Origin of the sequence: Acinetobacter venetianus RAG-1 = CIP 110063, assembly GCF_000368585.1 — a bacterium.
GTDB lineage: Bacteria > Pseudomonadota > Gammaproteobacteria > Pseudomonadales > Moraxellaceae > Acinetobacter > Acinetobacter venetianus.
In genome coordinates this window covers 1,170,595-1,191,730 of record NZ_KB849558.1, presented here as the reverse complement: position 1 = coordinate 1,191,730, position 21,136 = coordinate 1,170,595, and the positions used below count along the sequence as shown (strand labels likewise).

Below are 21,136 nucleotides of genomic sequence, written 5' to 3'. Positions count from 1 at the left end.
GAAATAATCTTATAGACAATTTTACGATTCAAATTGATTTGCTGTGCATCGATTTTACTTTTTACTCTCAGTGGGGATCAAACCATGGTCGCTCAAGTTTTACGAAATGTTTTCTCAGACAAATTGAGTACTAAATATCAGGGAATTATTCAAAATTTTGCGAATAAGTCTCCGATTCCGATTCGCCATTTTGATTTTAAATTTAATCCAGATGAATTGGATGAGAGGTTCTTTTTAAATAAAGAATTAGCGACATCATACTTTCATGCATTGTCTATTTTTCTGACTTTTGGTGAAGATGTTGTTATTGAAACCGCGCGTCATCATCGTGAGTTTATCCAAGATCCGATTTTAAAACAAAGACTGACTTCGCTGATCGGGCAGGAAGCAATTCACTCCAAAATCCATAATCAATTCAATGATGAAGTATTGAAAGAAAATGGTTATCCAGTGGATTTACTTCGTGCAATCGCAGATAAGGTGTTTGAGTACGGAATTTATAAGTTACCAAATGCTATGCAGCTGTCATTGATGGCAGGTATCGAACATTACACGGCTGTTTTAGCTGAGTTCATGATGCAACATGAAGATTACTTGCTGGGTTCACAAGATGAAAGACAGCGTGCGATGTGGATGTGGCACATGTTGGAAGAGTCTGAACATAAAGATATTGCCTATGATGTGTTTTTAGAGCTGTCAGGTGACTACTGGGTTCGAATCACAGGTTTCTTATTAGCAAGTTTAACCATTTTAGGCGGGGTGTCTTTAGGTGGTTATTTGATGCCATTTGTTCGTAAACCAAGCAATTTAATCAATCCTCGCTACATGAAAGATATTGTTGAAAGTACAGCTTTACTTTTCGGTAGTAAGCGTGGGGTATTCGGCAGTAGTTTCATGCATATTCTTGAATATCTACGTCCTAGTTTCCATCCAAATGACCATGATACGACAGCGTATATGGAATATTACAAAGAGCGCTTATTAAATCCTGAGACAGGTTTATTAAGCCCTTATTTCCTTAAAGAGTTTGTGCCACCTGTTCGTGCAGCATCTGCATAACTTGGTCAATGTAAATACAAGATTGTTGGAAAACAAATATGAGATTATTTGGTAAAAAAATAAAGCCTAGCCAAAATGCTTTTGCAGTAGTGACAGGTGCGGGTAGTGGCATTGGTCGTAGTTTTGCACTTGAATTGGCAAAACGTGGTGGCACAGTTGTTTGTTCTGATATTGATTTAGACGCCGCAAAAGAAACAGTGGCTTTGATTGAGGAACTTGGTGCAAAGGCATTCGCAGTCAAATGCGATGTGGGCAATGCTAAGCAAGTTGAGAAACTCGCTGAGCAAGCTGAACAGTTGATGCAACATCCTACGACGCTAGTGATTAATAATGCGGGTGTCGGTCTCGGTGGCAAGTTTGATGAAATGACATTAGATGATTGGAAATGGGTCGCGAATGTAAACCTATGGGGAGTTGTCCATGGTTGTCACTATTTTGTACCTAAATTTAAGCAGTTAGGTCGCGGTGCAATTATCAATGTAGCATCTGCCGCATCGTATACCGCAGCGCCTGAAATGACGGCTTATAACGTGACCAAAGCTGGTGTTCGTGCTTTATCAGAAACACTTTCAGCTGAACTGAGAAAACATAACATCAAAGTAAATGTGTTGTGCCCAACCTTAGTTCCAACCAACATTATTAAAAATGGCAAAGTTCCGCATAAAGGTCTTTTGGATTATGCATTGACCAATCTGGCATTCACGACGAGCGATAAAGTAGCAAAACTTACTTTAGATCGTTTGGACAAAGATCAGCTTTATACCATTCCACAAATTGATGCCAAGTTGTTCTGGTTAATGAAGCGTACTGCGCCAAATTTATACGCAAAATTCTTAGGTACATCATACCGATTAATGAAATAGCCTAACCAAATGTAAAATCTCTATCGAGTTTTGATACGCGTGATGTTCATCCGCAACCTGTATGGTATCAAAAAGATAATAAGGTTTTATATTCAAGAAAGTATTAAATAAATGAAAGTGGTGAACAGGTTTTGCGGATGAAAATGGTTTTGCCTACTTTTCCTGAAAGAAAAGTAGGTCGAGCCGAAGGCTAATGATGAAATTTAGATGAGAATTCGGTAAGACACCGTTATTGACATCTGTTTTTAGATGAAAGGATATTTTGAAATGACAGCTCAAGCAAAAAAATTAGATTCAGCTGAAGGAAAGGCTTTACCATCACATATCTACGATACATTCATCGTCGGTGCTGGTATCTCTGGTATTGCAACTGCAATTCGTTTAGATCAAGTGGGTTATACAAACTATAAGATCATTGAAAAAGCAACGCGCGTAGGTGGTACATGGCGTGAGAACACCTATCCAGGTTGCGGATGTGATGTCCCTTCAGCGCTGTATTCATACTCATTTGCACCGAGTGCGAAATGGAGTCACTTATTTGCACGTCAACCTGAAATTCTAAATTACTTAGAAGAAGTAAGTGAAAACTTTGGTATTAATTCAAAAATTGAATTCGGTACGGAACTACTCAAAGCAGCTTGGGACAATGAACGTAATCTATGGGTTATGGACACAAGCAAAGGTCAATTCTTAGCGCGTACTGCAATTTTTGCAACAGGTCCAATTACTGAAGCTCAAATCCCTAAATTGGAAGGCTTAGAGACGTTTAAAGGTGAAATGTTCCATTCAGCGAAATGGAATCATGATTATGATTTAACAGGTAAGCGTATTGCAGTTATTGGCACAGGTGCATCAGCAATCCAGTTTGTACCTCAAATTCAGCCAAAAGCAAAAGAGCTTTACGTATTCCAACGTACTGCACCTTGGGTTGTACCAAAGCCTGATACTGATTTAGGTGATGTGAGTAAAGCACTTATTGAGAAATTCCCGCTCATTCAAAAAACATGGCGCAAAACAGTTGCCCAATCACTAAATGCAATTAACTTCGGTTTACGTAATCCTGCTGTATTAAAACCAGTAGGTGAACTTGCAAAATTGATTTTACGTTTCCAAATTGAAGATGCTGAATTACGTAAAAATGTAACGCCAAACTTTACCATTGGCTGTAAGCGTTTATTATTCGCTAACAACTATTACCCAGCATTACAACAACCAAATACTAAGCTTATTCCTCACGGTTTGGTCAAAGTTGAAGGAAATACAGTTGTTTCTGCAAATGGCGAACGTCACGAAGTAGATGTGATTATTTGGGGTACAGGTTTTGAGGTATCGCATCCACCTATTGGTAAGCGCGTTCAAAACGAGAAAGGCGAAATCTTAAATGATTTATGGAAAAATAGTTCTCCAGAAGCATATTTAGGTACGAGTATTGAGAATGTACCAAATGGATTCTTAGTTTTAGGGCCAAACGTCCTTGTTTACGATTCATTCATTGGTTTAGCAGAGGCACAACTTGATTATATTGTTGATGGTTTACTCAAAATCAAAGAGAAGGGTATTGCTAAGTTAAATATCAAGCCTGAAGTGATCAAGAAGCATAATGATTTAGTACAAAAACATCTGAAAACGACTGTATTTAATGCAGGCGGTTGTAAGAGCTATTACTTGGATGCAAATGGTCGTAACTTTGCAGCTTGGCCGTGGTCATTAAAAGCATTGAAAAAGCGTTTAAAACGTATGGACTTAAATGATTATCAAGTGACGTATCAAACTGAAAAAACTAAATAATAAGTCATTTATCGAATGATTAAAGAGCAGTAAATTTTATCTAAGGATGAAATTTGCTGCTTATTTTTTCCGAGATAGAAATAAATTAGGAATGATATATGAAAGAAGGACAATCAAGTCGTACGGCTGAAGCGGCAGCGGCATTACGCGCGAACCATTTTCAACATGCAGAAAATCCAGTATTTTCAGATCCATTTGCATTTGAGCTGACCAGCAAAGGTTGGAAAAAGCTCCTTACGACGTCACTTACTGTTAAAGTGATGAATTCCCCTGTATTTAACCGAACACTGGGTCTATTGACAGGACAAGTTGTAGGACGTTCGAGTTATGCTGAAGATCAATTGTATGAAGCAATTGAACGTGGCGTAAAACAGTATGTATTAGTCGGTGCGGGCTTAGATTCATTTATTTTGAGACAAGCTCAACATTATCCAGCATTAAAAATTTTTGAAGTTGACCATCCTGATACACAAGCAGCCAAACAAAAAAAACTAAAAGAATTTGGTGAGATTCCTGCCAATGTAGAGTTCGTCTCTATTGATTTTGAAAAAGAGTCAATCGCTGATGCTCTAGCACGTAGTGGCTTTCAGCAAGATCAACCCGCATTTTACTCATGGTTAGGTACGACGCATTACCTTGAGCCTCAAACTACACTCAAAACTTTGGAAAGTATTGCTAATTTTGCTGCGAAAGGAAGTGAAGTGGTCTTAGATTATTCGATTGATTATCGAGAGTTAGCGGGTATTGAACGTTTTGGGAGTCTATTCGTCTCACAATTTACTCGTTTTTTAAAAGAACCTTTAAAAGGACAGTTTAGACCAAAGGATTTACATCAATCTGTAGAGAATATGGGCTATGTCGTAGCTGAAGATCTATCTGGGGATGGATTAAGTGAAAGGTATTTTTATAAGCGCCCTGATCATATCCGTCACACTAGTGCGACACACATGCTGTATTTACGATTAATGAAATAAGTGATTAAAAATTTCTTCTAACTCAAAAGAGCCTTGGGTTAGAAGTTCTATTCTATATAAAAATATAATGTGGCCTAAATTGATTCTATGTTAAAGCTATGATGTTGATTTATAAAATGCATAAAAATCAGTGTTGTTAAACTGAGCGTTTCGAGTATATTGCTAAAATACGTATGTGAAATGAAAAAAAGCAATTGGAAGGCTATATGTATATTGATCTAAATAGCGACTTAGGTGAGAGCTATGGCTCATGGAAAATGGGCAATGATGAACAGATTCTTCCGATTGTCAGTAGTGCGAATATTGCCTGCGGTTTCCATGCAGGTGATCCACAAAGTATCCTAAAAACATTAAAGCAAGCTGCTCAATTCAATGTATCTGTTGGGGCACATGTCTCTTATCCCGATCTTGTCGGTTTTGGTCGTCGTAATATGGATGTTGCTTATGATGAGTTATTTGCCGATGTGTTATATCAAATCTCAGCGTTGCAAGGTTTAGCTAAAATTGCAGGAACAACGGTTCGTTATGTAAAACCACATGGCGCACTTTATAACACCATTGCAACTAATTTGAATCAGGCTCAAGCAGTTATCGATGCATTACTTGCTTATGATGCTTCCTTGGCATTAGTTGCTTTAGCAGGCTCACCTTTCATTGAGTTTGCGCGTCAACAAGGTGTTAATGTCGTTTCAGAGGCATTTGCAGATCGTGCCTATCATCGTGATGGTGGATTAGTGTCTCGTCGCCAAGATGACGCTGTTTTACATGATGCCGATCAAATTGCACAACGTGTATTAGATATGATTCAAAAGGGTGGAGTCATGTCTATTGAAGGTGTATTTACACCAATTCAGGCAGATACGATTTGTTTACATGGTGATACATTTGGCGCAGTAGAAATTGCGAAGGTGATAAAACAGACCCTAACTCAGCATCAAATTCAAGTACGTTCTTTTACTGACTCAATGGCATAAATGAGAGCTGATATGAGATTTCTATCGGTCAATGCAAATGCTTTTTTAATTGAGTTTTCAAGCTTACAAGATACGATGGCTGCATATCGAACACTACAACATGCACAACATCCTTATATTCGAGAGCTTGTTCCAGCTGCACGGACGATTTTGGTTTATTTTGATCCTATATTTATCAATTCACAGACCCTAATTAAGTGGATTAATGCACAGAAAATATTAGATGGTGCGGTACTTATTGGTAAAGAATTGGTAATTCCAGTGTGTTATAACGGTGAGGATATTGAGCATGTTGCAGATCTTGTTGGGTTAAGTGTTTCGGAGCTTATTTACAAACATAGCCAAACCTTATGGCGTGCTGCGTTCATTGGTTTTGCGCCAGGCTTTGCTTATTTAGTGAGTGATGAGCCTCCCTTTGGAAGCATTCCACGCTTGGCTTCACCCCGTAAAAAAATTATTTCAGGTTCAGTCGGCTTGGCGGGTGAATATAGTGGCATTTATCCCAAAGATAGTCCTGGTGGATGGCAACTGATTGGGAAAACTGATCTGAAAATGTGGGATGTTCAACGAGAGCAACCTGCTTTGTTGCTGCCGAATGATCAAGTAATTTTCAAAGATATTACACATCAACCCACACAAATCTCTGTTCCAAATATATCCTCATTCCCTAAAAAGCAATCTACTGAAAGTGAAGTAGTTTTACGTGTTAAAAAAGTTGGTTTACAGGTACTTATACAGGATGTTGGCCGCCTAAACATGGCAGAAATGGGCGTAGGTAGAGCTGGTGCAATGGATCAGACTTCTTTTCAAAGTGCCAATTTGGCTGTAGGTAATCCTCAAAATGCCGCTGCCTTGGAAATACTCAATGGTGGCCTTGTTCTCAGTATTTTAAAACCGACAGTGATTGCTGTTACTGGCGCCGATGCGGAACTTTCGGTGCAATATGCACAGGGAGAAAAAGTTAGAGTCTCTCTATATCAACCGATTGCACTTGATCAGGGGGATGAGGTTTATTTGGCAGTCCCTAAAGTTGGGGTGAGAAATTATCTAGCAGTGCGGGGTGGCTTGGCGGTTGAAAACATTCTAGGAAGTGCTAGTTATGACAGTTTAGCTGAGTTAGGGGCATTACCTTTAAAGATTGGCGATGAGCTTGCATCGGCACAATTGAAAACTCATTCTGTGGATTTGAGCCAGAGCTCTATCGCTATGCCAAAACAGGGTGATGTGATTGTGATAGATCTCCATTTAGGGCCAAGAACGGATTGGTTTAAAACTTCTAGTTTGGAGTTACTTTTCCAACAAAAATGGCTCGTAACCACAGAAAGCAATAGGATTGGTTTGAGGTTGCATGGGGAACATGCTTTGCAACGAGAAATTGAGCATGAACTTTCTAGTGAAGGATGTAGCATCGGTGCTTTGCAAATCCCTCCAAATGGTCAGCCTGTTTTGTTTATGCGTGACCATCCGATTACAGGAGGGTATCCCGTCATCGCGACAGTAGCTGCTTATCATCTCGATTTAGTTGCACAAATTCCTTCATGCAGTTTCATCCAGTTCCGCAAAATCACAGAATTTATGGACATCCAAGATCATGAAAAATAAACAACATAAATTACTGATTGCCAATCGAGGTGAGATTGCGGTTCGAATTATTCAAGCATGTAAAGATTTAGGTATTCATTCCGTTGCGGTATATGCAGATGATGATATACACAGCTTACACGTTAAACTCGCAGACGAAGCATGGGCATTGTCTGGGGTAACTGCGAAAGAAAGCTATCTTGATATAGATAAAATGCTAGCAATAGCAAAAAAATCACAAACGACCATGATCCATCCTGGTTATGGCTTTTTGTCTGAGCGTGCAGAATTTGCACAAGCTGTAATAGATGCAGGTTTGATTTGGATCGGCCCATCACCTGAGTCAATTCAAAAACTCGGCGATAAAATTGAAGCACGAAAAATCGCCCAATCAGTTGGAGCACCGTTGGTACATGGTACAGCACAACCACTTCAATCAGCAGATGAAGCCATTGAGTTCGTGAAAACATATGGTCTTCCGATTGCAATTAAGGCAGCTTATGGTGGAGGCGGGCGTGGATTAAAAGTGGTTTGGCATTTAGAGGATGTTGCTCGCTCGTATGAGTCAGCTGTACGCGAAGCTCAGGCAGCATTTGGGCGGGGTGAGTGCTTTGTTGAACAATATTTAGATCGACCGCGCCATATTGAAGCGCAAGTTATTGCTGATCAACATGGTAATGTTGTGGTGGTGGGAACTCGCGATTGTTCCTTACAGCGCCGTAATCAAAAATTGGTTGAAGAAGCACCAGCGCCGTTTCTTGGTCGGAAGATAGAGCAACAGCTACAGCAAGCATCGATTGATATCTGTAGAGCTGCTTCTTATGTAGGCGCGGGTACTGTGGAGTATTTATTAAGCCAAGATGGCAAGCTTTCATTTTTAGAGGTAAATACGCGTTTACAAGTGGAGCATCCTGTCACTGAGCAAACAACTGACATGGATTTAGTTGTTGAGCAAATCAACATTGCGTTAGGTGCAACATTATCGATTGTTGAAATGCCAAAAGCCCAAGGACACGCAATTGAATTTCGGATTAATGCAGAAGATCCTGCAAGAGGCTTCATTCCGTCATTTGGTCAAATAACTTGTTTTAATCCACCATCAGGCATTGGTATTCGCCTTGAAACTGGAGTTGTGACAGGTAGCGCTGTTTCAAGCCAATTTGATTCATTAATGGCAAAACTAATCGTGACTGGCGCAACCAGAGATATTGCAATTCAACGTGCCAAAAGGGCATTAGAACAGTTTGAAATTGAAGGGGTTGCTTCTGTATTGCCATTTCATCAATTGATCTTGTCTGAGCCAGATTTTGTGAATGAGTTCAAGGTGCATACGCGTTGGATTGAGCAAGCAGACCATTTGCAATATCCAACTCAAGATCGGGCGAGGATAACATCATCCTCTATGTTGCAACGACATGATATTGAGATTGATGGGAAAATACATCAAATAGGCTTGCCAACATCATTATTTAATTTAACAGCTTCACCGCAAATCCATAAGTCTGAAGAAACTTTTCAGGCTTACCAAGAAAATGATGTTTTAGCACCTATCAGTGGCGTCGTAATGCAATGGAAAGTTACTGAAAATACATTCGTAAATGAGGGGGATGTAATCGGGGTGATGGAAGCGATGAAAATGGAAGTGCAGATTATTGCTCATCGAACTGGTCTAATCTGTAGCTTGGTACAGCCTAATAAAACTGTAACTGCGGATGAAAGAATTGCTGAAATAAATTAGCCATTAAGATCAATGTCGAACTTAATGGCTTCAGTATTAATATTAGATTAGCGGCGGTTATACACTGCTAAAGCAGCAGGTAGGTTCTTACGCATGTCGTTAATACGTTGTTCATTTGATGGGTGAGTGGATAAGAATGATGAACCACTTGCACCGTCATTGCGAGCCATTTTTTCCCACAACGTAATTGCTGAATTAGGGTTGTAACCTGCTTTAGCCATCAACATCAAGCCACCATAATCGGCACGGCTTTCGAGATTACGTGAATAAGGTAAACCAACACCAACTTGACTTCCTAGATCAATTGCTGCTGAACCTAGGCTACCAATACTGTCGCCTGCATATGATTTGCCAATTCCAATGGCAAGGTTAGTAAGAGCTTGCGCACCAATTTTACTTTTCGCATGTTCTTCGAGTGCATGGGTCATTTCATGTCCCATGATCGCAGCAATCTCATCATTTGTCAGATTTAGTTTATTGACAATACCTGTATAGAAAACAACTTTACCCCCTGGGGCAACATAAGCATTCACGGTATCTGATTTTAATACAGCAAGTTGCCAATCAAATCGTTGACCTGTTTGGTTCATTTGATCTGCGTAAGGTTTTAAACGTAAAAACACAGCATTAATACGTTTGTATGTGCTTGAGCTGGTATCAAGCTGATTCTTCGAACGTGCTTCTTGTGTCATTTTTGCAAAGCTTTGTGCTGACTGAGCATTTAAAGTTGCACTATCTGCACCCGCCATATCGGCAAAAGAAGCGCAACCTGAGATAGTCATTACAGTTGCGGCACAAAGGCTTAAAGCCAATTTTTTCATACTTATTTGCTCCAAATCAGTATCTTATGAGTTTCATCGTAATATTGTAAATTATAAAAAATGTTGGAGGCGCTTTACATTCTGAATATCTCTATAATCATTGTAATTATGTAATCAAATTTCTGTGAATTTATAATTATCTGTACTAAACAATAAAAATTAAAGCCAGTGAAGAACACTGGCTTTGTTGAGTATCACAACGTTAGTAAGATTTATTCTTCGTCGTCAAACTCATCTTCAGAAAAGCTATTCTCTTCTAAAGAAGTATCAAAAATTAAAATAGCTTTACCATCTGTTTGAATCATGCCTTGATCTTCAAGTGTTTTAAGTACACGACCAACCATTTCACGAGAACAACCAACGATACGGCCGATTTCTTGACGCGTAATACGAATCTGACGACCATTCGGTAGGATCATTGCCTCAGGTTGAGCAGATAAGTCAATTAAACAGCGAGCAATACGTCCAGAAACATCAATAAATGCAAGGTCTGTTACTTTACGTGTCGTGTTTTTGAGGCGACGAACAAGCTGAGCAAATACCGCATAACTCAAATCAGGGTATTGTTTGCTTAGCTCATGGAAGTTGTCATATGAAATTTCTGCAATTTCACAAACGTCACGAGTGCGTACTTCTGCGGTACGTTGTGGATTCTTTTCAAAAAGACCCATCTCACCAAAGAAATCACCAGGGTTTAAGTATGCAACCACGATCTCACGTTCATCATCTTCACGTAAGATAATTGACACTGAACCTTTTAATATTAAATACAGTGATTTTGATTCCATTCCAGCGTCAATAATCGTGGTGCGTTTAGGGTATCTGTTAATATGAGCACGTTTTAGCAGAGCTTTAACTGATTCAGGTAACTGACCTGGAGATAAAGCATCAGTGCTAAGTTGTGAAAAATTTGAAGTCATGCTTAAAATTTCCGAATTTGGATAAAACCGATCGCACAGACCCTTAAAAGAGCCTTTTCTACACAGAAGAGATGAAATTCCTTATCAACTCATTTTATGTTAGTGTACAAGAACAGAGTAAATTTATAACGTTTTTTGGGTAGTTGCAATGCAAACAAGTGTACATTGGTTAGAGAATGTTGCTTTTGAGGCAAAATCGGAAAGTGGCCACACTGTGGTTATGGATGGTTCTGCTGAATATGGGGGTGAAAACCGTGGCCCACGTCCTATGGAATTGATTTTAATGGGACTTGGTGGTTGTGCTTCGTTTGATATTGTGACTATTTTAAAGAAATCTCGCCAAGATGTGACGAATGTCGTATGTCAGCTTAACGCAGAAAGAGCTGATTCAATTCCAGCCGTGTTTACCAAAATCCATTTACACTTCGTTGTAACAGGAAAATCTGTAAAAGAGAAGCAGGTTGAAAAGGCTGTCGAGCTTTCAGCAGAAAAATACTGTTCTGCAAGTAAGATGCTTTCTGATGGCGGTGTAGAAATTACGCATGACTTTGAGATTATTGAAGCGGCTTAAATCTTTTTATTATTAAGTTTTTCTAAAAAGTGATCTATTGAATAGATCACTTTTTTTATGCTTATTTTAAAAATAATTGAGGATCTACACGTACATTATTTAAACTCATTCCCCAATGTAAATGCGGTCCTGTTACACGTCCCGTCTTGCCGACCAAGCCTAAAACTTCACCTTGAGTAATATGTTGACCTTTTTCAACATTAATTTTACTCAAATGGCAAAATATACTAATTAAGCCTTGGCCATGATCAATCAAGACTGTATTACCATTAAAGAAATAATTGCCAGTCCCTACAACTAGACCATCTGCTGGTGCAACGACTTTTTGTCCAATCGGCGCTGGAATGTCTAGACCTGAATGTGGTGCACGTTCTTCACCATTAAAAAAACGTTTACGACCAAAAGAGTTGCTAAATTTTCCAGAAGTAGGTCTGATGAAATTTGGGAATTGTGTCCATGAACTCTGACTGAAAGAACTGTAAATATCATTTTGTTCTTTTGCCTCACGCGCGTAGCGGTCTAGTTGCTCCTGATTTGGATTGACATAGTCTTTATTTTTAACATTTAAGCGTTGTTCCGCGTATCGATAAGGTTTGATTTCAATCTGAATAGGATTCTTGTTGGTATTAAGAGTTAGTGTTCCGACTTGAGCAGAGAGAGGTATACCAAACACAGCATAAGGTTGTTCATTCTCCTTACTGATGAGTACCGCTTTACCTTCATAAGAGACTTGAGTGATGCCCGTTGATAAAGGGATCACTGCAATGCCACCAGCACGACGAGAGTCTTGAGGAAGTTGAGCAAAAAGTAATTGAATTGGAATCATACATGTTGCTGCGAGAATAATTTTTTTAAAGTACATCATCATCTTTTTTTAGCTTGAAGCAAAACAATAAGCTAAAACCTTATTGATTAAAGAACAAGAATGGTTTTGTGCGAATATGCAAAGACTGAAAAATTATACAAAATATACTTGAAATAGATTATTTATATACCCATATTATTACTGAGTTTTATTTGGTTAAAATATTTTAAAACTTTGAAAAATATATAAAATTTATTTGAAATTTAAAAAATAGTTCCCATCTAAGTGTTAAGTTAAAAATTTGTTGTGAGGAATAACAAGAATGCGTTTTGAAAAATTTACAAACCGCTTACAGCAAGCACTCTCTGATGCTCAATCTTTGGCAATGGGTAAAGATCATACTGCGATTGCAGGTATTCATATTCTGTCGACTTTACTTGAAGAACCAGCCAATCTAAGTTTGTTGCAACAATCAGGTGCTCGCTTACCAGAGCTGAAGCAAAAACTTGAACAGGCATTGCAAAATGCCCCGACTATAGCAAATCCAACGGGTGATATTAATCTAAATCCTGAAGCGGTAAAGGCACTGAATTTAGCTGACCGCTATGCACAGAAAGCAGGTGATGAGTTTCTATCGACAGATTGGGTGATGTTAGGGTTGGCTGAAACTGGTGAAACCAAAACGATATTGAACAGTGTTGGTGTAACGCCAGAAAGCTTACGTAAAGTAATTGAAAATATTCGAGGAAATGACAAAGTCATGAGCAATAATCATGAAGATCAACGTGACTCATTGAATAAATATACGATTGATTTAACTGAGCGCGCACTTGCAGGAAAGCTTGACCCAGTGATTGGTCGCGATGATGAAATTCGCCGCACGATTCAGGTGTTATCTCGTCGTACCAAAAATAACCCTGTCCTAATTGGTGAACCTGGTGTGGGTAAAACTGCGATCGTTGAAGGTTTAGCGCAACGTATCATTAATGGTGAAGTCCCTGAAAGTTTGAAGAATAAGCGTGTGTTGTCTTTGGATTTGGGTTCATTACTTGCAGGTGCAAAATATCGTGGTGAATTTGAAGAGCGCCTAAAAGCTGTCCTTAAAGATCTTGCAAAACATGAAGGGGAAATCATTCTGTTCATCGATGAGTTACATACACTCGTAGGTGCAGGTAAAGGCGATGGTGCGATGGACGCAGGTAATATGTTAAAACCCGCCTTGGCGCGTGGTGAATTACGCTGTGTTGGTGCAACGACTTTAGATGAATACCGTCAATATATTGAGAAAGATGCAGCGCTTGAACGTCGATTCCAAAAAGTGTTGGTCGATGAGCCAAGTGTTGAAGATACCATTGCCATTTTGCGTGGGCTAAAAGAGAAGTATGCAACCCATCATGGAGTGCAGATTTTAGACTCGGCAATTATTGCTGCTGCAAAAATGTCACATCGATATATTACAGACCGTCAGTTACCCGATAAGGCGATTGATTTGATCGATGAAGCAGCATCGCGTATCAAAATGGAAATTGATTCCAAGCCAGAAGCTTTAGATAAATTGGATCGCCGCTTGATTCAGTTAAAAATGCAACTTGAAGCAGTGAAAAAAGATGAGGATTCGGGCAGTAAGGCTGAAGTCAATCATCTTGAACAGCAAATTGCTGAAAAGCAAAAAGAGTACAATGATCTTGAAGAAATTTGGAAAGCTGAAAAAACACTGGTTGAAGGTGATAAAAAAGCACAAGTTGAGCTGGATCAAGCACGTGGTGCATTAGAAAAGGCAAAACGTGAAGGTGATTTGGCTGAAGCTGCACGTTTACAATACGGCGTGATTCCAGAGTTACAAAAGCGTTTGGAACAAGCAGAAGTTGCTGAGGAAAACGAAGAGCCTAAACTGATTCGTACCAAAGTAACTGAGAACGAAATTGCCGAAGTGGTGAGTGCTGCTACAGGTATTCCTGTGTCTAAGATGTTGCAAGGTGAGCGTGAGAAACTGCTTAATATGGAAGAGTTCTTACATAACCGAGTTGTCGGTCAGGATGAGGCTGTCGTTGCTGTATCTAATGCAGTACGCCGTTCGCGTGCAGGTTTATCTGATCCAAACCGTCCAAGTGGCTCTTTCTTATTTCTTGGGCCAACAGGTGTCGGTAAAACTGAGTTAACCAAAGCATTAGCGAACTTCTTATTTGATAGTGACGATGCCATGATCCGTATCGATATGTCAGAATTCATGGAAAAACATTCTGTGAGCCGCTTAGTTGGTGCTCCTCCGGGTTACGTCGGCTATGAGGAAGGCGGTGTCTTAACTGAAGCAGTACGCCGTAAACCATATAGTGTAGTGTTGTTTGATGAAGTCGAAAAAGCACATCCTGATGTATTCAATATCTTACTACAAGTATTGGATGATGGGCGTTTAACAGATTCACAAGGTCGTGTTGTCGACTTTAAAAATACGGTTATTGTCATGACTTCGAACTTAGGTTCACAAGATGTACGTGAATTAGGTGAGGGTGCAACTGATGATGAAGTAAGAGCTGTCGTAATGAATGCAGTTGGTCAGCACTTCCGTCCTGAGTTTATTAACCGTATAGATGAGTTAGTGGTTTTCCATTCGCTCCAAAAAGCACAGATTCGTGGAATCGCTGATATTCAGTTAGATCGTTTACGTTCTCGCTTGAGTGATCGCGATATGGGCTTAACTGTAGATGATACAGCCTTTGATCTATTAATTGATGCTGGTTTTGATCCTGTATATGGTGCTCGCCCACTTAAACGTGCGATTCAGCAACAGGTAGAGAACAGCTTAGCTCAGAAAATTCTAGCGGCTGAGTTCCAACCAGGCGATAACATCTTGATTAAAGGTGAAAATGGTCATCTTGTTTTCGATAAAATGAAACTGAGTTAAGTTTAAATTTTAACGAATGATTAAAAAAGATGGTGATGAAAGTCACCATCTTTTTTTATAGACATGCAATTTATCTGATTTTTTCTGGAATATTACCAATGACATTGCGATTTTGTGAAAAGGTTGGTAGTTTCGATACAAATAAGAAAAAAATTCAGGATGAATTGGAATGGAAAATAAGCAACATTATTGCACAGGTATCGGTGTGATTTTGTTCATGGCTGTCTTGCCATCTACAGGGTGGTCTGCTCAAGCAATGACGGAAGGAAGTTTGGCACTTCAGACTGCATTACTGAATAATGCCTTACCAAGTATCATCCAAAAAGCAAAACAAGATGCGCTTAAACCCGATGAAGAACGCTGGCGTTCACAGCGTGTATTGAGTGATCGTAATTTACGTGAAATTCGTATCAGTATGCTAGCAGAAGGAGCATTATCTCCTTATGAAGAGGCTAAGAAAACATCTGTTTTAGATGTTCGAGAAAAGAAAAAAGCGACCATGAAACCCCATGATGAGGCTCCTGATCGCTATATGATTTATGAGTTTGAATCACCCAATATTAAAAGATATAACGTAACGATTAAGTGATCCAAAGTTAAAATTTATGACATTCCTAAGTGTTGGATTTTCCAAGCACGGTGGATTTTTTGATTACGTTTAAAGTCTAAACCAATTGTTTCAGACGTAATTTCTTCAACTTTATAGAGTGCTTCGATTTCTTCATCTAACTCAAAACCACGATAGTTGTTTGAGAAATAGAGTGTGCCATCACTTGTTAAGCGATTCATTGCTCGTTTAAGAAGAGATACATGATCACGCTGTACATCGAATGTTCCATAGAACTTTTTCGAATTTGAGAAAGTTGGTGGATCAATAAAAATTAAGTCATATTGTTCATGACCTTCTTTTAGCCATTCAAAACAATCACTTGCAAAGAACATATGTTGTTCATCTGCATGGTCTACGGTTAAACCATTTAAAACAAAGTTTTCTTTGGACCAACCGAGGTAGGTGTTTGATAAGTCGACACTTGTTGTGCTTGCTGCACCACCAAGCGCAGCATGTAAGCTTGCGGTAGAAGTATAGCTATATAAATTCAAGAAATGTTTGCCACGAGCTTCTTTAGCAATTTTCAAACGAATTTGACGGTGATCTAAGAATAAACCTGTATCCAGATAATCGGTCAGATTCACCAAGATACGTGCATTGCCTTCTTGTACAATAAAACGTTTAGATGCAGTACTTTGTTTGGTGTACTGATTTGTTCCAGCTTGACGGGCACGGGTTTTAATAAAGATGGCATCACGATTTAGACCTGTTACTGCACGGATTGCAGCAAGGCCAAGGTTAAAACGTTTTTTTGCTTTCTCTGGATCAATCTTCTTAGGTGGCGCATATTCTTGAACGTGTAGCTTATCGCCATATAAATCAACTGCTAGATTAAAATCTGGCAAATCTGCATCATATAAACGTAAACAGTAAACATTCTCTTTAACAGCCCATTTTTTCAAGGCTTGCATATTTTTCTGCAAACGATTGGTAAAGTCTTCAGCACCTTCGATTGGGTCAAATTGTTGTGGTTGCCAATTTGCCAAGAATGGTTGAGTGACAGTCGCAGGCTTCACTGTGCCAAAACGAATGTAAATTGGTAACTTACCATTCATCAAACGTAGGGTTTGCGGGTCATTAAAAGCAAGTACATCTGCTTGTTCAACTTGTGCGGCAATAATTGCAGCACGTTGATTTGGGAAATTCTTTTGTAAAAGGGCAGAAAGACCTAGATATAAAGAACGATTAGATGCTTTATCTCCTAGACGCTCACCATAAGGAGGATTCGTTACGATAAATGCTTTTTTACCGTCAGCATGGAAATCATCCCAATCAGCTAAAGTACGTTCTTCAATCTGGATTTGATCAAGAAGTTTTTCAAAGCCAGCAGCAATGATATTTTGACGCGTTGCTTTGACCGCTTCCCAATCAGCATCGTAAGCATAAAATTTAGGTAATGGTTGTTCTAATGCTTTTTCATGACGTTCTGCGGCTTCAGCTTTCAGTGATAACCATAATTCACGATCATGTCCATGCCAGCCATTAAAACCAAAACGACGGACTAAACCAGGCGCACGATCTGTCAAGATCAATAAAGACTCAATAATAAATGTGCCTGAACCACACATTGGGTCAAGAATAATATCCGGCTGATATTGGCTGAGTTGTGCTTTTTGTAAGATTGCAGCAGCTAAGTTTTCTTTAATTGGTGCATCTGTCATATAACGACGATAGCCGCGTTTATGCAAAGAATCACCAGATAAGTCTAAGCAATAGGTATGTTCTGTTTTACCAGCTAAAACATATAAAGTAATTTCAGGTTGTTTAATATCAATACTTGGTCGCTTACCAACTGCTTCCATAAATGAATCAACAACGCCGTCTTTTACACGTAAAGTGGCGAATTGGGTATTTACTTTAATCTCACGTTCGACGTGTAAACGAACTGCAAAGGTACTTTGTGGTGCAAAAATAAGTGACCAATCAAAGCTGATTGCACCTTCATAGAGTTCTTCTGCGACATCTCGTGCATCGTGGGTAAATTCCAGTTCATGTGTATGAATAGGTAACAGTACACGAGATGCAAGACGTGACCACATGCAAACGCGATAAGCATTTTCGAGAGTGCCTTTAAATACTAAACGTCCAGCAAAGCGTTGGATATTTTGAATGCCTAAATCTTCGAGTTCTTGTTGTAATAAGGTTTCAAGCCCGTCTGCACAGGTCACCCAATAGTCTGTTAGACGTGGTTTAGCGTTCATTCAAATTTCCAAAGCAATTCAGCAATCGGCTATTTTAACTGATTTTTGTTTGTTCTGTCGGTGCATATTTGTGTGATTGTCAGCTTTATCATCAATTAAACGCCATTATTTTATCAATGAAATGATGAATCACTGAGATTAGATTATGTGACCATAGTCATTTTTTCTCATTATTTTTAATTATTGGTACATATTTTGCTTTTTAGTTTGCAGATTATCAGTGAGTTATTTAATTCAAAGCTGGTGAAACTTAAGAATTTTAATTGAATGGCTGTGGGGTTGTTATGAAAGAGAACATGAATAGTGAAGTGCTAGTAAATGCTGAAGCTTTTGCAATTGCAACGCAAATGTATGTACGTTTAAGACGTGTATGTGGACGTGTAATTGATGTGATGTATCTCGTGAATAATAAAGATTATGCAAAGCATATTGTTGATATCGCTTTATCGACTGAAGATGAAGAGTTAGAAAAACAAGTGACACGTTTGCGCCCATTAATTGATTTGTATCCTGAACCAGCTGTAGTGATCGAAGAGTCGGAAGTTGAGACTAAAAAACAAAAAGAAGTACAGCAAGAAACATATTCGATGGACGTGACAGCAGAGGAAATTTATCAAGCGCAAGTTCACCATCACTATATTGGTGCATTAAGGTAAATTATAAGTCATTAAAAAATAGGAAATTAAAAGGATGTAGTACAGATGTTTACATCCTTATCTTTCTTTTAGAATATTCAGAATGGACGCTCTCATGTTGAATAAAAATAAGATCATGAAAAAGATCTAGAGATTTTTACTTAAGTGCTGAAAAGTTCAACTGCGAATGAAATCCAAAATCTGTATAATGCGTTAACTTAACGTGTTAGGAATCTCTTATGCACTTGGCGGCATTGCATACTTTGAGTCAGATCCAGCTCAATCAACAAGGAAATCTCAAGCACTTTTTAACTATTGAAGGCCTTTCCAAAGAAAGCCTTACCAAGATTTTAGATACAGCGCAAAGCTTTTTAGATGAAAATAATAATTTGATCAATCGTCCTTTATTAGAAGGACTCACGGTGATGAATCTTTTCTTTGAAAACTCAACTCGTACACGTACAACATTTGAGGCTGCGGCAAAACGTTTGTCAGCCAATGTCTTAAATATTGATATTGCACGTTCAAGTACATCGAAAGGTGAAACGTTACGAGATACGCTTTGGAATTTAGAAGCGATGGCTGCGGATATTTTTGTGGTTCGTCATTCATCTTCTGGGGCAGCACATTTTATTGCTAAAGATGTTTGTCCTAATGTCGCAATCATTAATGCAGGCGATGGTCGACATGCACATCCGACTCAAGCCATGTTAGATATGTTGACGATTCGTCGTGAAACCAACAAGCCATTTGAACAACTTTCTGTCGCGATTATCGGTGATATCAAACACTCGCGTGTTGCACGTTCAAACGTGGCGGCATTGCAAACACTCGGTTGCAAAGATATTCGCGTGATTGCACCGAACACTTTATTACCAGTTGGCTTCAATGAATATGGTGAGCATGTTCGTCTATTTAACAAAATGGATGAGGGTGTGACGGATTGTGACGTGATCATCGCGCTACGTATTCAGAATGAACGTATTGATTCTCCAGCACTGTCTTCACAATCTGAATTTTACAAAATGTATGGTTTAAATAAAGAACGTCTCGCTTTAGCTAAACCTGATTGTATTGTGATGCATCCTGGACCAATGAATCGCGGTGTAGAAATTGATTCAAGTGTTGCTGATGGTAATCAATCTGTGATTCTTAGGCAGGTGACTAACGGTATTGCTGTACGTATGGCAGTACTGGCATTAGCAATGCAAGGACAGCTCCAAGAGCAAGGTTTAATTGAAGCGATTTCACTATAAAGGATAGATCACATGAGTATTGTAAAAATTGAAAATGTCCGTGTGCTCGATCCGATTGAAAAGACTGATCAAGTGAAAACGGTTTATCTTGAAAATGGCAAGTTGATCAATGCTGTAGATCAAGTTGATGAAACGATCGATGGTCAAGATAAATGGCTAATGCCGACAATGGTCGATCTCTGTGCACGTCTGCGTGAACCGGGCCAACAACAACATGGGACCCTAAAGTCAGAAGGTAAAGCGGCACTCGCAAATGGTATTTTGCATGTCATAACACCACCAGATTCCAAGCCAATTGTTCAAGATAATGGTGCGCTTATTCATGGCTTAATTGAAAAAGCAAAACTGGATGGTGGTATTTATTTACAAATCATTGGTGCACAAACCCAAGGTTTAAATGGAAAACAACCTGCAAACATGGCGGGTTTAAAGAAGGGTGGTTGTACGGCTGTTTCAAATGCTAATGCTGCTTTTGAAAATGATGATGTTGTGATTCGTACATTAGAGTATGCAGCAGGTTTGGGTTTAACCGTAGTTTTCTATGCAGAAGAGCCACAAATTGCCAAAGATGGATGTGCGCATGAGGGCTTTATTGCCTCACGTCAAGGTTTGCCAATGATTCCAGCAATTGCTGAAACAGTGGCAATTGCGAAGTATCTTTTAATGATTGAAGCAACAGGCGTGAGAGCACATTTTGGTTTGTTGTCTTCTGGTGCTTCTGTTGAGTTGATCCGCGCTGCAAAAAATAAAGGCTTACCTGTGACTGCTGATGTCGCAATGCATCAACTGCATTTAACCGAAGAGTTAACAGATGGCTTTAACTCACTTGCACATGTTCGTCCGCCATTACGTTCAATTCAAGATAAAGAGTTATTGCGTGAAGGTGTAAAAAACGGTGTGATTGATGCGATTTGTACACATCATGAACCATTAAGCAGTTCTGCGAAGATGGCACCGTTTGCTGAGACCCAATCTGGAATTACAGCTTTTGACACTTATGTTGGTTTAGGCATCCAGCTTATTCAAGAAGGTGTTTTTGAACCTTTAGAATGGGTTGAAAAAGTTACCTCTACTCCAGCAGCAGTGGCGAATATGACGGCACGCTGGCAGCAAGAATCTGGTTGGGTTTTAGTTGATCCTACGCTGACATGGACAGTTTCTAAAGACACGATTATTTCTCAAGGTAAAAATACACCATTACTCGGTCAGCAACTGACTGGTAAAGTGCTTAGTACCTTTGTATAAGTTTGTTTGGAACAAGGCAGAATAAGACTTATCGGCTTATTCTGCTTTGTAAACCAAAATATGAATATTGTATTTATATGATATAAAAAACGAATAAAAACAAGATAATTAGCTACAATAAGAAAAACTTTAGAAGCTTTGAAACAATAATTAAATAAGCGGTCTAAATGGAAAATTATATTTATTGGAGCGA

17 protein-coding genes are annotated in these 21,136 nt (G+C 39.0%); 13 read left to right on the top strand and 4 right to left on the bottom strand.

The annotated features are described in order from the left end of the window. The first annotated feature begins 84 nt into the window (after window positions 1–84). The 7 genes from F959_RS11175 to F959_RS11145 all read left to right on the top strand — a co-directional run bounded on the left by F959_RS11175 (window position 85) and on the right by F959_RS11145 (window position 8,977). On the top strand, window positions 85–1,059 hold the full coding sequence (locus tag F959_RS11175; protein ID WP_004880208.1) for a metal-dependent hydrolase: 975 nt from the start codon (window positions 85–87) through the stop codon (window positions 1,057–1,059). A gap of 38 nt (window positions 1,060–1,097) precedes the next feature. Beyond that, window positions 1,098–1,922, top strand: a complete 825-nt coding sequence (locus tag F959_RS11170; protein WP_004880207.1) for an SDR family NAD(P)-dependent oxidoreductase — start codon at window positions 1,098–1,100, stop codon at window positions 1,920–1,922. 267 nt (window positions 1,923–2,189) lie between these two features. Continuing rightward, window positions 2,190–3,710, top strand: coding sequence for a flavin-containing monooxygenase (locus tag F959_RS11165; RefSeq protein ID WP_004880205.1), 1,521 nt, complete (start codon window positions 2,190–2,192; stop codon window positions 3,708–3,710). 98 nt (window positions 3,711–3,808) lie between these two features. Further along, on the top strand, window positions 3,809–4,684 hold the full coding sequence (locus tag F959_RS11160; protein ID WP_004880203.1) for a class I SAM-dependent methyltransferase: 876 nt from the start codon (window positions 3,809–3,811) through the stop codon (window positions 4,682–4,684). Between the two features lie 206 nt (window positions 4,685–4,890). Next, window positions 4,891–5,658 (top strand): LamB/YcsF family protein, encoded by a 768-nt coding sequence (locus tag F959_RS11155; RefSeq protein WP_004880201.1) that lies wholly within the window; start codon window positions 4,891–4,893, stop codon window positions 5,656–5,658. A gap of 12 nt (window positions 5,659–5,670) precedes the next feature. Then, a complete protein-coding gene (locus tag F959_RS11150; protein WP_004880200.1) occupies window positions 5,671–7,260 on the top strand; it encodes a 5-oxoprolinase subunit B/C family protein in 1,590 nt (529 codons plus the stop codon). After that, window positions 7,250–8,977 (top strand): acetyl/propionyl/methylcrotonyl-CoA carboxylase subunit alpha, encoded by a 1,728-nt coding sequence (locus tag F959_RS11145; protein ID WP_004880199.1) that lies wholly within the window; start codon window positions 7,250–7,252, stop codon window positions 8,975–8,977. Before F959_RS11150 ends, F959_RS11145 begins: the two co-directional genes overlap by 11 nt. Before the next feature lie 47 nt (window positions 8,978–9,024). Here F959_RS11145 and F959_RS11140 read toward each other — a convergent pair whose 3' ends face one another. Together F959_RS11140 and crp are read right to left on the bottom strand one after the other, a co-directional pair. After that, complete coding sequence (locus F959_RS11140; RefSeq protein WP_004880198.1) at window positions 9,025–9,798, bottom strand: M48 family metallopeptidase; 774 nt, start codon at window positions 9,796–9,798, stop codon at window positions 9,025–9,027. A 212-nt stretch (window positions 9,799–10,010) separates the two neighbouring features. Continuing rightward, on the bottom strand, window positions 10,011–10,718 hold the full coding sequence (gene crp, locus F959_RS11135) for a cAMP-activated global transcriptional regulator CRP (protein ID WP_004880197.1): 708 nt from the start codon (window positions 10,716–10,718) through the stop codon (window positions 10,011–10,013). A gap of 148 nt (window positions 10,719–10,866) precedes the next feature. On the opposite strand from crp, the gene F959_RS11130 reads away from it, so the two are divergent. Next, entirely contained in the window at window positions 10,867–11,289 is a 423-nt protein-coding gene (locus F959_RS11130) for an OsmC family protein (RefSeq protein ID WP_004880196.1), read from the top strand. Between the two features lie 61 nt (window positions 11,290–11,350). Here F959_RS11130 and F959_RS11125 read toward each other — a convergent pair whose 3' ends face one another. Further along, window positions 11,351–12,151, bottom strand: a complete 801-nt coding sequence (locus tag F959_RS11125; protein ID WP_029424855.1) for a M23 family metallopeptidase — start codon at window positions 12,149–12,151, stop codon at window positions 11,351–11,353. A gap of 265 nt (window positions 12,152–12,416) precedes the next feature. On the opposite strand from F959_RS11125, the gene clpB reads away from it, so the two are divergent. After that, complete coding sequence (clpB, locus tag F959_RS11120) at window positions 12,417–14,996, top strand: ATP-dependent chaperone ClpB (protein WP_004880193.1); 2,580 nt, start codon at window positions 12,417–12,419, stop codon at window positions 14,994–14,996. Between the two features lie 169 nt (window positions 14,997–15,165). Then, window positions 15,166–15,585: a hypothetical protein gene (locus tag F959_RS11115; protein WP_004880191.1), complete on the top strand. Its 420-nt coding sequence runs from the start codon at window positions 15,166–15,168 to the stop codon at window positions 15,583–15,585. Between the two features lie 14 nt (window positions 15,586–15,599). Here F959_RS11115 and rlmKL read toward each other — a convergent pair whose 3' ends face one another. Further along, the gene (rlmKL, locus tag F959_RS11110; RefSeq protein WP_004880188.1) at window positions 15,600–17,807 is read right to left on the bottom strand and encodes a bifunctional 23S rRNA (guanine(2069)-N(7))-methyltransferase RlmK/23S rRNA (guanine(2445)-N(2))-methyltransferase RlmL; all 2,208 of its coding nucleotides are present in this window, start codon (window positions 17,805–17,807) and stop codon (window positions 15,600–15,602) included. A gap of 284 nt (window positions 17,808–18,091) precedes the next feature. Between rlmKL and F959_RS11105 the strand changes: the two genes are divergently transcribed. The 3 genes from F959_RS11105 to F959_RS11095 all read left to right on the top strand — a co-directional run bounded on the left by F959_RS11105 (window position 18,092) and on the right by F959_RS11095 (window position 20,943). Further along, window positions 18,092–18,463 (top strand): hypothetical protein, encoded by a 372-nt coding sequence (locus tag F959_RS11105; RefSeq protein WP_004880186.1) that lies wholly within the window; start codon window positions 18,092–18,094, stop codon window positions 18,461–18,463. Window positions 18,464–18,681: 218 nt separating this feature from the next. Beyond that, on the top strand, window positions 18,682–19,698 hold the full coding sequence (locus tag F959_RS11100) for an aspartate carbamoyltransferase catalytic subunit (protein WP_004880184.1): 1,017 nt from the start codon (window positions 18,682–18,684) through the stop codon (window positions 19,696–19,698). 12 nt (window positions 19,699–19,710) lie between these two features. Next, on the top strand, window positions 19,711–20,943 hold the full coding sequence (locus F959_RS11095; protein ID WP_004880180.1) for a dihydroorotase: 1,233 nt from the start codon (window positions 19,711–19,713) through the stop codon (window positions 20,941–20,943). The last annotated feature ends 193 nt before the right edge of the window (window positions 20,944–21,136 follow it).